Genomic DNA, 14,401 nt, shown 5'->3' on the forward strand with positions numbered 1-14,401 from the left:
CTGGACGGAAATCGCGGCCTGTGTCTAACATCTGACATGATCCTGCGGTTCCTCAAATCGACCTACACACTATCCTCGCCAAAGGACACTCAGGCCCATTACGACAAATGGGCCGGCAGCTATGACGAGGAACTGACCGAGAACGGGTACGCGACCCCCGATCGGTTGGCGCGCGCCTTGTGGGAGAAACGCCCCGATGGCCAGATGCCGGTTCTCGACTTCGGTTGTGGCACCGGCTTGTCGGGTCTGGCCCTGCAACGGGCGGGATTTCAGGTGATAGACGGCATGGACCCGACACCCGGAATGTTAGAAGCTGCAGGGGCAAAAGGAATCTATCGCAATCTGACAGGGTTCGCGATCACTGAACCACCGCCGATCCCGCAAGGTACATATCGCACGATCACGGCAATTGGAGTCATCGGCCAGGGCGCCGCACCGCCCGAAACCATCGACTTGTTGCTGCGTGCGTTACCAAAGGGAGGCATCCTGGGGTTTTCGCTCAACGACATTGCCTTGGCCGAGCGCGCCTATCTGGCGCGCCTGAGCGAGTGGCTGGACATGGGCGCCGCGCGCCTGCTGATACGCAAATCCGGTCCGCATCTCCCCGGAATAAACTTGAACTCTGACATCTTTATCGTTGAAAAAACGTGACTTTCATTACACGTTTCGCACCGTCTCCGACCGGACCGCTGCATCTTGGCCATGCCTACTCGGTACTATTTGCGCATGATCGCGCGCGGGCCGAGGGGGGGCGTTTTCTCCTCAGGATCGACGACATCGATCAGTCCCGGGCCCGGCCGCATTGGGAAGCACAGTTGATGGACGATCTGGCCTGGCTGGGCGTAACCTGGGACGCGCCCCCGCGTCGGCAAACCGACCACCTGAGGGAGTATGGCGATGCGCTAGACCGGTTGCGCGCGGCGGACCTTACCTTTGAATGCCAGTGCAGCCGCCGGGACATAGAGGCTGCCGCGAACGCGCCACAAGAAGGAGTGCCCGAATTCGGTCCCGATGGTCGGATCTATCCGGGCACCTGCCGTGATCTTGGCTTGCGCCAATCGGGCGAAACGTGCTGTCGGCTAAACATGGCCCGTGCCTGCGCCATGGGATTGCCTGCTCAATTTACCGAAACTGGCCCCCGGCACGCGGGGCAGCAGCACCTGTCGGCGGACAGCCTGACGCAAACAGTGGGCGATGTCGTCCTGTCTCGCCGCAACATGGCCGCCTCTTATCACCTGTCTGTTGTAGTCGACGACGCCGCCAGTGGTGTGACCCATGTCATCCGCGGCGAGGACCTGTACGAGGCGACCCGGATCCATGTGCTTTTGCAGTCGCTGCTAGGCTTGCCAACACCCGTCTACCATCACCATGGCCTGATCCGCGACGATCGAGGCAAACGTCTGGCCAAGCGCGACGATGCGCGCGCCATCGCCAAGTATCGGAGCGAAGGCGCGACCCCACAGGATATCCGCCGAATGGTCGGTCTCTGAACTCACACCTCGGGCTGCATCAGTTCCACTTCGGCCCCGTCCCGCACCGCCGTGTAAAAACAGCTGCGCCGGTTGGTGTGGCAGGCCGGCCCGGTCTGGCGCACCGTGACCAGCAGGCAATCTCGGTCGCAATCGACGCGCAGGTCCACCAATTCCTGCACATGTCCCGAGCTTTCCCCCTTGATCCAGAAACTCTGACGGGAGCGGGACCAATAGGTGACGCGGCCGCTGGCCAGCGTCCGTTCCACCGCCTGCTGATTCATCCAGGCCATCATCAGAACCTCACCCGTAGCCGCATCCTGCGCAATGGCGGGGACCAGCCCATTGGTATCATACTTTAGTGTCGAAGCGTCGAAGGACATGGCCAAAAACCTTTTGCATCCGGAATTTCGCCCACTATGTATTGGGAACCGGCCTAGAGGGAAAGCCATGTCCACGGAAACCGATCTTATCAAGCTTTATTCCGGTCGCATCCTTGCGCTGGCCGCTGATATTCCGCATCTGGACCGGCTCGATAATCCGGACGCCACGGTCAAGAAACGTTCGCCGCTTTGTGGATCGACCGTCACCGTTGACGTCAAACTCAAGGATGGCCGGATCGCGGAATTTGGCCAGGATGTCAAAGCCTGTGCATTGGGGCAAGCTTCGGCGGCTGTTGTCGGTGGCGCAATCATAGGTGCAACGCGGGCCCAGGTCGAAACCGGGCGGGATCAGCTCAAAACGATGCTGAAGGACAACGGACCTGTGCCGGATGCGCCTTTTGATGGGCTCGAAGTCTTGATGCCAGCGCGCGACTACAAGAACCGTCATGCGTCTATCCTGCTGACCCTCGAAGCGACGGCAGAAGCGATGGCAAAAGCAGAGCAGGCAAACTGCGCCTGAGCCTGCTGTGGCCACCGTATCCTTGGCAGATCGTTTCCCGCCTCCTGATGCCTCCAGGCACGATATCTTGCCTGAAAAAACCGCCGCACCTTCGATCAGGAAGGGCGGCGGCAGGTAATGCGTCTCTCGTACGGGGTCCGGTGTCGGTTCGCCATGGGCCGAGGCGGGGCCCAAGGAAGGGTATCGGGATAGGCAGGTCACCCTTGCATCGAATGGGACAGGATGCGTACCGCGCCGGAACGAGATCGCAGGCAGAAACGGTTAAAGAACTCCGGGCAGGTGGAGTGCGACCATCAGCATGACCATCAGCGAGGCAGCACCAATTGCATCCTGCAACAACGTGCCCTGAGAACGGGACAGAACGTTCTTGATCTGGGTCACCATTGGCTTTCCTCCTCGCCATCAGTTAATCATTTGTTGACCCTTTGTTCTCATTTCTTCGCGAGTCGATCAAGAACTTTATGAGAACATTTGTGAACTTTTTTGGAATTTGCTTCTATCCAACTGAAATCAAACGGATTGCCTGATCCTGCTTCATCAGCCACAACAGCAGTCGCGCGGCCTTGCCGCGCGCGCCAGCCAGATCGGGATCAGCGGCAAGCAGCGCCCGCGCGTCTGACTGGGCAAGCGCCATCAAGGCGGATTGCCGTTCAAGATCAGCAATCCGGAACTTGGGCAGTCCCGATTGGGCCGTGCCGATAAGGTCCCCCGCGCCCCGCATCTGCAAATCGGTTTCCGCGATACGAAACCCATCCTCTGTCTCGCGCAAGACCTCCAGCCTGCGCCGCCCGCCTTCGGTCAGCGGCGCCTGATACAACAAAAGACAAGTGGAATCCGCATCACCCCGCCCAACCCGGCCGCGCAACTGATGCAATTGTGCCAGTCCAAAAATCTCGGCGCGTTCGATCACCATGATCGTGGCATTGGGAACGTTCACCCCCACCTCGATCACCGTCGTGGCGACCAGAACCTTGGTCTTGCCGGATTGGAAATCGGACATGGCCGCGTCCTTGTCCGCTGGCGGCATTTGTCCGTGGACCAGTCCCACGCCCCCTTCACCTAGAACGGCACGCAAGCGCTTGAAACGTTCTTCGGCTGCGATCAGGTCGCTTACCTCGGATTCGTCGACCAGCGGGCACACCCAGTAACACTGCCGCCCCTCGGAAATCGCTTTTCTTAGATGGTCGATCACCTCGTCCAGCCTGTCGGTGCTGACAATGGCTGTCCGAATCGGTTTCCGGCCGGGCGGCTTTTCATCCAGCACCGACACATCCATATCGCCATATTGGGCAAGCGCCAGGCTGCGCGGGATCGGAGTAGCGGTCATCACCAGAACGTCCGCGCCCACCCCTTTTTCTGCCAGTTCCATGCGCTGGCGCACACCGAAGCGATGCTGTTCGTCGACGATAGCCAGACGCAGTTCTTTGAACTCTACATCCGACTGGAACACCGCGTGGGTCCCGACCAGGATCTGAATATCGCCGCGCCTGAGCGCGTCCAGTTTCGCCTGGCGTTCACTCCCTTTGTCGCGCCCTGTCAACAGCTCAAGCACCACACCGGCTTCTTCGGCCAGAGGCTGCAACCCCTCAAGATGCTGGCGCGCCAGAATTTCGGTTGGCGCCATCATTACCCCCTGCCCGCCTGCCTCGACCGCGACCAGCAAGGCCATGAATGCGACCAGCGTCTTTCCCGACCCGACATCGCCCTGCAACAGCCGGTTCATTCTCTCAGGCCCCGCCATGTCGGCGGCGATTTCCTCGATCGCGCGGGCCTGGGCGTCGGTGGGCCGATACGGCAGGCTGCCCAGCACCTTGGACTGCAACTTGCCGGTACCAACGCTGGAAATACCGCGTGCCTTGCGTTCCCGGCGGCGGGCAAGCGCCAACGTCAGTTGATGCGCAAGGAGCTCATCATAGGCCAGACGGACGCGCGCCGGAGCGGTCGGCGCGACATCTTCCAACCCGTGCGGCGCGTGCGCTGCGCGGATTGCGGTTTGCCAATCCGTCCAGTTTTCGCGGCTCGCCAGCGCGGGATCTATCCATTCCGGTAAATCCGGTAAGCGCGCCAAAGTGCTCTGGGCCGCCTTGTAGGCCGTCTTTTGTGTCACTCCTTGCGTTAGCGGATAGACCGGCTCGAATTCGGGTATCTCGTCTGCTTCGGACACCGGCAGGATATGGTCGGGATGCACCATGTTGGCCATACCATCGAACAATTCGACCTTGCCAGAGACGACGCGCCGGGCACCCTCTGGCAGCACCTTTTTCAGGTACTCCCCCCGCGCATGGAAAAAGACCAGTTGGAAATCCGTTTGCGCATCCTCAACAAATATCCGGTAGGCCCCGCCACGTCCGCGCGGCGGGCGATGCACACCGACCGTGATTTCAACCGTCAACGTCGCAGGCAGTTCGGCCCCGGCAATCGTTGTCCGGCGGCGTCGGTCCACCACTGCATAGGGCAAAAGAAACAGCAGATCGCGCGGCGTTTCGACATCCAGATGCGAATAAAGCTGCGCCGTCTTGGGCCCCACGCCTTCCAGCGTTTCCAGTCCCGCAAAGAGCGGGAACAGCTGTTCCGGCCGTCCGGTCATAGGTCCCCGATCAGGCGCAGCCAGCCATCCTCATCCAGCGTCTCGATTCCCAGATCAGCGGCTTTCTTGGCCTTGGAACCGGCCCCCGGCCCCGCAACCAGGATATCTGTTTTCGCACTGACCGATCCCGCGACCTTGGCTCCCAACGCCTCGGCACGCGCCTTGGCCTCTGCCCGGGTCATACGCTCCAAAGTGCCGGTGAAAACAACCGTCTTTCCTGCAACAGGGCTGTCGGAAATGGGTGCATCGGGCGGAACAATCGTCAGCTTCTCTGTCAGGCGATCAAACGCCTTCCGTTCCTCATCGTTGGAAAACGCGTCTGACAGCGAAAGGCCAAGGGCCGACCCGATTCCGTCGACCCCGGTCAGGTCCGCCCATGCCGCCGCAGCCTCCCCTGATACGTTGCATGCCTGGATGGCACTTGCGCGCGTCTCGGCAATACGGGCGCGTCGCCCTTCTTCAGCGGCGTCGGCACGTTCGCATTCTTCTGCTGCATCGGCTGCACGGTGCGCCAATGCAGCGGGCCGCGCTATATCCATCGCGGCCGCCATGGCTGGCCAGCTCATATAGTGCTGCGCCAAGTCTTTGGCCCCAACCTCACCAACATGCCGGATCCCTAAGGCAAAGATCAGACGAGTCAGTGGTATTGTCCGTTTCTCCTCGATAGCCTCGAACAGATTGGACGCGGATTTCTCACCCCAGCCCTCACGGTTTTTGAGTTGCTGCAAACCCTCGCCATAACGTGCGCTCAGTTCAAATATGTCCGAGGGTTCCTTGATCCAGCCATCAGTGTAAAACTGTTCGACCTGCTTGGCCCCCAACCCCTCAATGTCAAAAGCGGACCGGCTGACAAAGTGTTTCAGTTTCTCAACGGCCTGGGCCGGACAGATGACACCACCAGTACAGCGCCGGACAGCATCGCCATCTTCGCGAACAGCGGGACTGCCGCAGTCAGGGCAAATCGAGGGAAAGCTATAGGGAACTGCCACTTCGGGCCTTTTGGACAGATCGACATCGGCGATTTTCGGAATCACGTCGCCGGCCCGATAGACCTGGACCCAGTCACCAATGCGGATGTCCTTGCCATCCCGGATTGTCTGTCCGCGCGAATCCCGGCCGGCGATGTAATCCTCGTTATGCAATGTGGCGTTCGACACGACAACGCCACCCACCGTCACCGGCGTCAGCCGCGCGACTGGGCTCAAAGCGCCGGTTCTGCCGACCTGGATGTCGATCGCCTCGAGCCGTGTCCAGGCCAGTTCAGCCGGAAACTTATGCGCGATGGCCCAACGCGGCGTGTTCGAGCGAAACCCAAGACGCGCCTGCAAACTGACGTCATCAACTTTGTAGACCACTCCGTCAATGTCATAGCCCAGAGTCGCCCGCTGTGTTTCAATGTCGCGATAGTGCGCAAGCAGCTCACCGAGGTCATTGCAAAGCCTCGTCAGCGGGTTTGTCCGAAAGCCAAGCTGCCTCAGCTTCTCGATGGACGCCATTTGCGTGGTGGCGAGCGGTTCGGAAACTTCGCCCCACGAGTAAGCGAAGAACTTCAAGGGGCGATCACGAGTGATCCTGGCATCCAGTTGCCGCAGCGATCCGGCTGCGGCATTTCGCGGATTAGCAAAGAGTTTTCCACCCTCTTGTGCCTGACGTTCGTTGAGCGCGCTGAAGTCCGCGTGGCTCATATAGACCTCACCCCGCACTTCAAGAATGGTGGGCGCACCGTTCAAATGGGTCGGAACATCGGCAATCGTCAGTGCATTGGCTGTAACGTTTTCCCCCGTCTCACCGTCCCCTCTGGTCGCCGCCTGAACGAGTTCGCCGTTTTCATAGCGCAGCGAGAGAGACAGACCGTCGATCTTCGGTTCGGCAGTATAGGCAAGCGACGCTCTGTCATCTAAGCCTAGGTATTTTTTTACAGACCGATCAAAATCGTAGACATCTTCGTCTTCGAAAGCATTTCCAAGCGACATCATGCGAACCGCATGCGCGACTTTGGCAAATTTCTCGCTGGGCTTCCCACCGACCAGATCAGTCGGGCTGTCACTGCGTTTAAGGTGTGGAAACCAGTCTTCGATGGCGGCGTTCCGCCGCTTGAGCGAATCGTATTCTGCGTCGGATATCTCTGGTGCGTCCTTCGAGTGGTACGCTAGGTTCGCGCGCGTCAGAATTTCCGCCAGACGCGAAAGCTCTTTCGCAGCCTCTTCTTCGCTCATGTCCTGGATCGGCTGGTCTGCTGTCATGGCCTCGCCCTGTGACCTTAGTCGTTACAACCAGTGATAGGGCGAGGCCATGTTCAGGTCCAGATACTGTCTGTGAGTGGTGAAGCCGCGCTGGAATCGCAGCCGTGTTATTGGCGGGACCTATGCGTTGACCGCGATGCGCGAAGGCGGCACCTCATCAGATTTCGGATCCCGCAGAACGTACCCGCGCCCCCAGACCGTTTCGATGTAGTTCTTTCCGCCGGTTGCATTGCTGAGTTTTTTCCGAAGCTTACAAATGAAGACATCAATAATTTTTAGTTCAGGCTCATCCATACCACCATAGAGATGATTTAGAAACATCTCTTTGGTCAACGTAGTTCCCTTTCGCAAACTTAGAAGTTCCAGCATCTGATACTCTTTGCCCGTCAAATGGACAGCCAGCCCATCAGCCTCAACTGTTTTCGCGTCAAGGTTGATTGCAATACATCCAGTTCGGATAATCGACTGTGAATGCCCCTTCGATCTGCGTACAATGGCATGAATACGTGCCACAAGTTCTTCGCGATGAAACGGTTTCGTGAGGTAGTCGTCAGCACCAAACCCGAAGCCTTTTATCTTGCTTTCAGTATCATCGACCCCCGAAAGAATAAGGATTGGCGTCTCAATCCGCGCCAAACGAAGCTGGCGCAACACCTCTAGGCCGTTCATGTCGGGAAGGTTCAAGTCAAGAAGGATAAGATCGTAGTCATACAACTTGGCGAGGTCGATCCCCTCCTCGCCCAGATCGGTCGCATAGACGTTTAGACTGGCATGCGTCAGCATCAATTCGATGCTTTTCGATGTCGCCGAATCATCCTCAACCAATAGTATGCGCATCGCATTTCTCCGTCTTCAACTTGTTCCGATTTGAAACCAACCGTGCCCAACAAAAGTTAACTCGACGTTACTTTCGCACCGCCTCGCAAAATCCAACAAAACATAGCTAAATGCCATATTTATTTGGGCTTTCCTGTCCATTTGATTGACTTGTATTGCCAGTGATTGCGTCCTATTTACTGACATGGACTGACTGGAGACTGACAAAAATGCCTGCCCGCAAGATGAAACTGAGCGCCCGCGGTCTTGCAGACCTACCTGCCGGGCAAATTGCATGGGACACAGAAGTTGCAGGCTTTGGTGCCCGTGGAAACGCCAAGGGCCAGCCCTCGATGTTCCTTAACTATCAGCAGCGCGAGACGGGCAAATACAAGCGCGTGACAATTGCCAAGCTGGGTGAGTCCACGGTTGATGCGGCGCGCAAGCGCGCCGCTGAAATGCGCCTGCAAATCCGTGCCGGTATCGACCCAGCCCAGCAGGTGGAAACACCCGCCCAGAAGAAAGCCAGCGGCGACACGCTGGGCCATTGGTTGAACGTCTGGCTGGATGCGCCGCACAAACGCTGGGGCGACACTACGCGCCGCACCTATCGCAAGGTCATCACCCGCGAGGTGCTGCACCATGACATAGCCGCGTCACGCATCGAACGGGTGGAACGGGCGGGCCTGATGCGGGTGGTGGATGATGTCGCGGCCCGTAGCGAGGCGACAGGCGTCCTGTTGTTCAAGATACTCGGGTCTTTCCTCAAGTGGTGTGACACGCGAGGCGTCACGCAAGTTACCCTGCCCAGTTCCACCGATGCCGACCTGAGCGTGGACAAGCGCAAACGGGTGCTGTCAGATGCGGAACTGGTGCGGCTGTGGCGGGCGTCTGACGCCATCAGGCAGCCGTGGAGTGCCGCCGCCCAGCTTGTCATGTTGACGGGCCAGCGCAGCGGCGCTGTGGCCAGCCTAACGCGGGAACAAGTGCAGCAGGACGGGGTGCGGTTCATCAACCGCCCGAACGCCAAGCAAAGCCTGCCGTGGGTGCCGCTGATCGCATGGGCGTGGGACTATCTGCGCCCGTCCCTGCGGCCCGAAGGGCGACTGTTCACCCGCACTGCATATTTCAGCCCCGCACGGCTGACCGAATGGCGTAACGCAGCAGGCGTCACGAACTGGCGTCCACATGACGTGCGCCGCAGCCTACGCACATGGGCCGCACGGCAAGGGCACGGCCACGAGGCCAGCGAGGCCGCATTGGGCCATAGCGTGCATAAATCGGAACTGGAGTCGGTCTATCAAAGGCACGACTATCAGGACGAAGCCGCAGAAGTCATTCGCGGCTGGCAACGGCATCTTGAGGCGCTCGTGGCTTGAGCATCCTCGAAGCCATCGACGACCTGCGACAGCACCTGTCTACCATGACCCGTGCATGGAACGCCTGCCAGTCCGATCCCGACCGCGAGGCCGCAACCAGCCAGCACCTGTATCTGGCCGCAGATGCCGCTGCGCAGGATGTGGGCGCGGTGTTGGCCGCGATGGCTCGCGAGGCATGGCCCGACGTGCTGGCGCTGGGACTCGACCCGGAGGACCGCGACGGGCTGCGCTGGTCGGTGACGCAGGGTGTCACGAGTGATGCTCTCGCATTCGTGCTGGCTTGTGCCGATGCCGCCGCGGCGTTCCGATACTGGCAGGACCATGACGACCACGGGGCCGCACTGGACAGGGTGACCCTGACGGCCAGTCAGTGGCTGCTTGGCGCACCGCCTGCGCTGCCCGAGGATGACACAGTCCGTCAAGCGCTGGCCGAGGGTGCCGAGGCCCGGCAGGCCCACCGGGCACAGAACGCAGGCCGCGAACGTGCAAACCACCAGCGGGCCAGCAAGGCCCAGCAGCGGGCCGAAGCGGCACGGGCTGCCTGCGGGACCGATGACCTGCTGGAAGCGGCCCGCGAGCTGGCAGGGGATGCGCTGGCGGCCTTGGCGCAGGTGTATGGCTGGGACGACCCACAGGCTTTCCAGCGCGAGGCCGGGCACAACAACGGCAAGCTGCGCAAGCTGCTGGAACGGGACGCCGACCGCCTCTGACAACTATTTCAGGACACGCCGACGTGTGTCCTGAATTCGCTTTTGACCCGAGGCAAAATCTGCCCATTCTGGGGTGTCACCGGAACTCAAACCGAGAGGTGACACCCATGCAGGACGACCTGCTGACATCAAACGAAACCGCCGAACTGCTGGGCATCCGCCCCGAGACGCTGTGCCGCTGGCGCAAGCGTGGTGACGGCCCGCGCTTTACGAAAGCCCAGAGCGGGCAGTGGCTGCGCTACCGCCGCAGCGACGTGCTGGCTTGGCTGGCTGGCCGCCACGCAGCGTGAAGCAGGGCGACCGCAAGAGTCGCCCCGCGAGACACGTAAGACTACATGGAACAAAGACAGTCTTACGCGTCCGACCCGAACAGGCAAGGATGAAGTAATGACCAAAATGAACCGCCGCCAGCGCCGACTCATGGCCGCCATGACGCGCCAAGGAAAAACCGCAGACGACCTGATCCGGGCTGCCGTCCCGAAGCAGGGCCCGGTAGAGCCAAACGGTTTGCCCGGCAAGATCCACCACGCCCGCGGCCTTCGTTACCCCGCAAAGCTGCTGAAGACGCGCGAGGTGAAGGCATGAAGATCGGAGTTTTCACCCACGCCGACCTTCGAACCCCGCCCCCCGGCAAAGCATTCACCGCGGCACCCGACAGCAGTCTGACCCGTGTCACGAACGGCAGCCTGATCCGTTCGGATTACCAGACCCGAGACGTGCAGACGCTGGCCGTGCTGGCGCAGTGGATGCGTGACACAGCAACAGCGTCACAGCACCTGACAGCCGGTATCGCGGACCATGCGCAGGCCGTCGTCGTACCGGCGTCGTCCGTGGCGCAGGTTGGAGAACTGCCTGTCATTGCCCGGTCAAACGAGCATCTGCGGTTCCCGGCCGGGCCCGCCCTGATGTGCGTCGACAGCGACAGCGCTGGGCAAGAGATCACGTTCGACCAAGTCTGGCAGGCAGTCACGCAATCCGCGCCAGCCGTGGCAGGACATGCCGCGATCCAGACAAGCAGCAGTAGCGCCTGCGTGACGCTGGGGGCGACCCAGACGGGACTGCGAGGCATACACACGTTCTTTCACGTGACGGACGGCCAAGACATTCCACGCGCCCTGACAGCCCTGCATCAACGCATGATGCTGGCAGGTTTCACCCGTCACAAGCTGAGCGAAAGCGGCGCATTCCTTGCGCGGTCTTTCGCGGACCAAGCCCTGAAGGTGCCGTCTCAGCCGATCTATCTGAAGGCCAGCGTGACACCGCCTGTCACGCAGCAGAAGCTGTTCCAGATGCGTGATGGTGTCGAGATGCTGGACACAAGGGCTTGCATCCCTGATCTGACGACTGAAGAGGCAGCCGAATTGACCAAGCATCTGACCGAGGCCGAAGCGGCCTTGCGCCCAGAGATGGATGCGGCCCGTGATGCCTATCTGGTCCGGCGCACTGCTGATCTGGCAGCCCGGACCGGCCTCACTGAAGAGGCTGCGTTGAATACGATTGAGCAGGCCATGGATGGGCAGGTTCTTGGTCATGACTTCGTCCTGCACCTGAAGGACGGCACCGTCACCGTGGGCGAGATCCTGCGTGATCCGCAGCGCTGGAATGGCGTGACCTGCTGCGACCCTATCGAACCCGATTATCCGAGCGGGCCGACAGTCGCCAAGATCTTCACCGAAGGAAGGCGGGGGCGCGTCCACTCTTTCGCGCATGCAGGCGGGGACAAGGGGACTGTGTACCGTTTCGTACCCTTGATGCCCGAGGTGCTCAGGCCGATCCACAGCGCACCCACAGACAGCGCAAACTGGTGGGACGAGGTCTTGCCAGCACCCCTGCCGCCGCTGGATGCAGGCAGTGGTGAGCGGCCCGACGTGAGCCACGACTTTTTGGCGCTGGAGATCTGCGACGGAGGCTTTTCCCGGAACGCCCGCCTGTGGGGCGAGTCGACCAAGTGGCTGCTCTGGGATGGCCGCCGGTGGTTCATAGACGAGCGCATGCAGGTCTGGGACATCGTTCGCGGGTTCTTGCGTCGCAAGGCTGAGCAGGTGCTCGACTGGGCGCTGCGCGAAGCAGCGGCCCAGCCCGACGACAGGGCAGCCGGCCACATCGAACGCTGGGGCCGCCAGACCGCCCACAATCTCCGGCAGGCAGCAACCAATGCGGCCTTGCACCAGATGCTCTGCTGGACGCATGGACTGGCCGTCACAAGCGCTGATCTGGATGCGGACCCCATGCTGCTGGGAACGCCTGACGGTGTCGTGGATCTGCGCACTGGCGTCCTGCGTCCCGCTGAGCGCGACGACCTGATAACGCAATGCGCTGGATGTGTCCCTGCGGCACCGGGGACACACGCTCCGATCTGGGAGGCATTTCTGCATCGGGTGATGGATGGCGATGCCAAGATGATTGGGTTCCTGCAACGGGCAATTGGTTATGCCTTAACTGGCTTGGTGACCGAACAGAAATTCCTGTTCATGACGGGTGGCGGGAGGAACGGAAAAGGCGTTTTTCTCAACACTGTGTTGAGCATCATGCAGGACTACGGGCGCAAAGCACCGGCGAACCTGTTTTTAGAGACCCGAAACCAAGAGCATTCGACCGCCATCGCGGGCCTGCGGGGCAAGCGGTTCGTGTTCGGTAGCGAAATCCCGAAAGGCGCGTTCTGGAACGAAACCGTGCTGAAGGATTTGACCGGCGGCGACATGCTGACAGCCCGGTTCATGCGCGCGGACTATTTCGACTTCGCGCCTCAATTCTTGCTGTGTATCGCCGCGAACTCCAAGCCCGCCCTGCGGGATACGAGTCAAGCCATCAGGGACCGACTGCTGCTGGTGCCATTCGATGTCTACATTCCACCGGAAGAGCGCGACCCGCACCTGCCAGAGAAACTGAAGGCCGAATGGCCCGCCATCCTGCGGTGGGCGGTTGATGGATGTCTGGCTTGGCAGGCTCAGGGCTTGAACCCGCCCGACAAGGTCCGCGTCGCCAGTGACGATTACGTGACCAGCGAGGATTTCCTCGGGCAGTTCTTGGATGAGCGCTGCGTCCGTGTAGGCAACACAGCGGCCAAGGATTTCGCGGAGGCCTACAACGCGTGGCGGGGTGAAGAGGGCCTGAGGCCCATTCCCAAGGCCCAGATCGTCAAGGACATGGCCGACCACGGCATTCCTTACCAGCGTACCCGCCTGAACGGCACGCAACCTTGGGCCTTTATCGGTGTTGGGCTGAAGATCGCAAAGTACGGCGGTCTTGGTGTCGTCTGTGACGCTGCTGATGGGGTGTTGAGTTGAACTGTGCCAAACGTGCCAAAATGAATCTTATCAGCCGTATAGGGAACTTTTCTCTATTGTACGCGCGCGCACGTATGCATGCGCACGATACGGTAGATAAGATTCATTTTGGCACATTTGGCACAGCCCACCATCGGCCCCAACAACAACCACATCTGCCCCAGGTCCCCGACATGACGGACCGCAGCCGCACACCCGCCGTCCTGCAACGCAAACGTTGGTATGGCACGCAACGCTGGAAACGGCTACGCAAGCGCGTGCTGGCCAACAGCCCGGTGTGCGCCGTCTCCGGCAAGGCCCCAGAAACGCAGGCCGATAGCGTCCAGCTCCTGTCTGACAACTGCATGTTCTGGCTAGGGGGGCGGAGGGTCGAAAGGATCGCTCGGGGGTCGCCACCGCGCTGGGGTCACAATCTTCAATGCTTGTCCTGTTCTCGACGACGATTTCCGTTGATTTTTTATTTTGCGGCATTCAAATTATGCGGAATAAAAACGGGATATTTTCAAATTATGGCGAAGAAACCGAAATCCGACACCGTGACCGGCGCTCTGGCCGCTGCACGGGAATCTGATCGAACCGCCGCGACCGGACCACGCGACATCGTCGGAGTTGAAGCACTCGACCACGTCGGGCTGGCGGTCTACGACGGTTTGTTCCGCGCCCGTACCGACTGGCCGTTGAGCGATCTCCTGCTGGCATGTGAAGCGGCCTATGCGGCCCAAACGATCCGTCGGCTGAAGATGTCGATCATGCCCGGAACGGAAGTGCTGAGGACACGGACCGGAACCGTTCGCGTTCATCCCGCGCTTGAAGCGATCCGCAGCCAACAGCGGCACTTCGCCGATCTGTTGCGGGCCATGGGGCTTCGTCTACGGGACGGCAATCAAAAGAACGTTCCGACGCCACGGCCCGCCAATCACCTGCCCGGACCGACTGCGGATGCGACGGCTGGCCCCAGCTTTAACGATTGGCTTGCGAGTGTTGATGAAGCGAGTCCCCATTGACCG

At 60.4% G+C, this 14,401-nt stretch carries 14 protein-coding genes; 9 read left to right on the forward strand and 5 right to left on the reverse strand.

Annotated elements, in window-relative coordinates; genetic code table 11:
• Positions 1-36: 36 nt before the first annotated feature.
• Complete coding sequence (locus OEZ49_RS07230; RefSeq protein ID WP_263387675.1) at positions 37-651, forward strand: class I SAM-dependent DNA methyltransferase; 615 nt, start codon at positions 37-39, stop codon at positions 649-651.
• Entirely contained in the window at positions 648-1,490 is an 843-nt protein-coding gene (gene gluQRS, locus OEZ49_RS07235; protein ID WP_263387676.1) for a tRNA glutamyl-Q(34) synthetase GluQRS, read from the forward strand. Before OEZ49_RS07230 ends, gluQRS begins: the two co-directional genes overlap by 4 nt.
• A 2-nt stretch (positions 1,491-1,492) precedes the next feature.
• On the opposite strand, the gene hisI is transcribed toward gluQRS, so the two are convergent.
• Positions 1,493-1,852: a phosphoribosyl-AMP cyclohydrolase gene (gene hisI, locus OEZ49_RS07240; RefSeq protein ID WP_263387677.1), complete on the reverse strand. Its 360-nt coding sequence runs from the start codon at positions 1,850-1,852 to the stop codon at positions 1,493-1,495.
• Positions 1,853-1,919: 67 nt separating this feature from the next.
• Here hisI and OEZ49_RS07245 point away from each other — a divergent pair, with 67 nt between their 5' ends.
• Positions 1,920-2,372 carry an iron-sulfur cluster assembly scaffold protein gene (locus tag OEZ49_RS07245; protein ID WP_263387678.1) on the forward strand — a complete coding sequence of 151 codons (453 nt, stop codon included), beginning with the start codon at positions 1,920-1,922 and terminating at the stop codon, positions 2,370-2,372.
• 261 nt (positions 2,373-2,633) lie between these two features.
• On the opposite strand, the gene OEZ49_RS07250 is transcribed toward OEZ49_RS07245, so the two are convergent.
• The 4 genes from OEZ49_RS07250 to ctrA all read right to left on the reverse strand — a co-directional run bounded on the left by OEZ49_RS07250 (position 2,634) and on the right by ctrA (position 8,039).
• Positions 2,634-2,756 carry a hypothetical protein gene (locus OEZ49_RS07250; RefSeq protein WP_255455737.1) on the reverse strand — a complete coding sequence of 41 codons (123 nt, stop codon included), beginning with the start codon at positions 2,754-2,756 and terminating at the stop codon, positions 2,634-2,636.
• A 112-nt stretch (positions 2,757-2,868) separates the two neighbouring features.
• Entirely contained in the window at positions 2,869-4,959 is a 2,091-nt protein-coding gene (gene recG / locus OEZ49_RS07255) for an ATP-dependent DNA helicase RecG (RefSeq protein WP_263387679.1), read from the reverse strand.
• Positions 4,956-7,175: an NAD-dependent DNA ligase LigA gene (gene ligA, locus OEZ49_RS07260; protein ID WP_263387731.1), complete on the reverse strand. Its 2,220-nt coding sequence runs from the start codon at positions 7,173-7,175 to the stop codon at positions 4,956-4,958. Before ligA ends, recG begins: the two co-directional genes overlap by 4 nt.
• Before the next feature lie 147 nt (positions 7,176-7,322).
• Positions 7,323-8,039 (reverse strand): response regulator transcription factor CtrA, encoded by a 717-nt coding sequence (gene ctrA / locus OEZ49_RS07265; protein WP_263387680.1) that lies wholly within the window; start codon positions 8,037-8,039, stop codon positions 7,323-7,325.
• A 209-nt stretch (positions 8,040-8,248) separates the two neighbouring features.
• Between ctrA and OEZ49_RS07270 the strand changes: the two genes are divergently transcribed.
• The 6 genes from OEZ49_RS07270 (at position 8,249) to OEZ49_RS07295 (ending at position 14,398) form a co-directional block, all read left to right on the forward strand.
• On the forward strand, positions 8,249-9,397 hold the full coding sequence (locus OEZ49_RS07270; RefSeq protein WP_263387681.1) for a tyrosine-type recombinase/integrase: 1,149 nt from the start codon (positions 8,249-8,251) through the stop codon (positions 9,395-9,397).
• Positions 9,394-10,107: a hypothetical protein gene (locus OEZ49_RS07275; protein WP_263387682.1), complete on the forward strand. Its 714-nt coding sequence runs from the start codon at positions 9,394-9,396 to the stop codon at positions 10,105-10,107. Before OEZ49_RS07270 ends, OEZ49_RS07275 begins: the two co-directional genes overlap by 4 nt.
• Positions 10,108-10,214: 107 nt before the next feature.
• Positions 10,215-10,397, forward strand: a complete 183-nt coding sequence (locus OEZ49_RS07280) for a helix-turn-helix transcriptional regulator (RefSeq protein WP_263387683.1) — start codon at positions 10,215-10,217, stop codon at positions 10,395-10,397.
• A 97-nt stretch (positions 10,398-10,494) separates the two neighbouring features.
• Entirely contained in the window at positions 10,495-10,692 is a 198-nt protein-coding gene (locus OEZ49_RS07285; RefSeq protein ID WP_263387684.1) for a hypothetical protein, read from the forward strand.
• A complete protein-coding gene (locus OEZ49_RS07290) occupies positions 10,689-13,394 on the forward strand; it encodes a phage/plasmid primase, P4 family (RefSeq protein WP_263387685.1) in 2,706 nt (901 codons plus the stop codon). Before OEZ49_RS07285 ends, OEZ49_RS07290 begins: the two co-directional genes overlap by 4 nt.
• 173 nt (positions 13,395-13,567) lie before the next feature.
• Positions 13,568-14,398, forward strand: a complete 831-nt coding sequence (locus OEZ49_RS07295) for a hypothetical protein (protein WP_263387686.1) — start codon at positions 13,568-13,570, stop codon at positions 14,396-14,398.
• The last annotated feature ends 3 nt before the right edge of the window (positions 14,399-14,401 follow it).

The sequence above is a fragment of the Ruegeria marisflavi genome (assembly GCF_025673445.1).
Taxonomy (GTDB): domain Bacteria; phylum Pseudomonadota; class Alphaproteobacteria; order Rhodobacterales; family Rhodobacteraceae; genus Ruegeria_B; species Ruegeria_B marisflavi.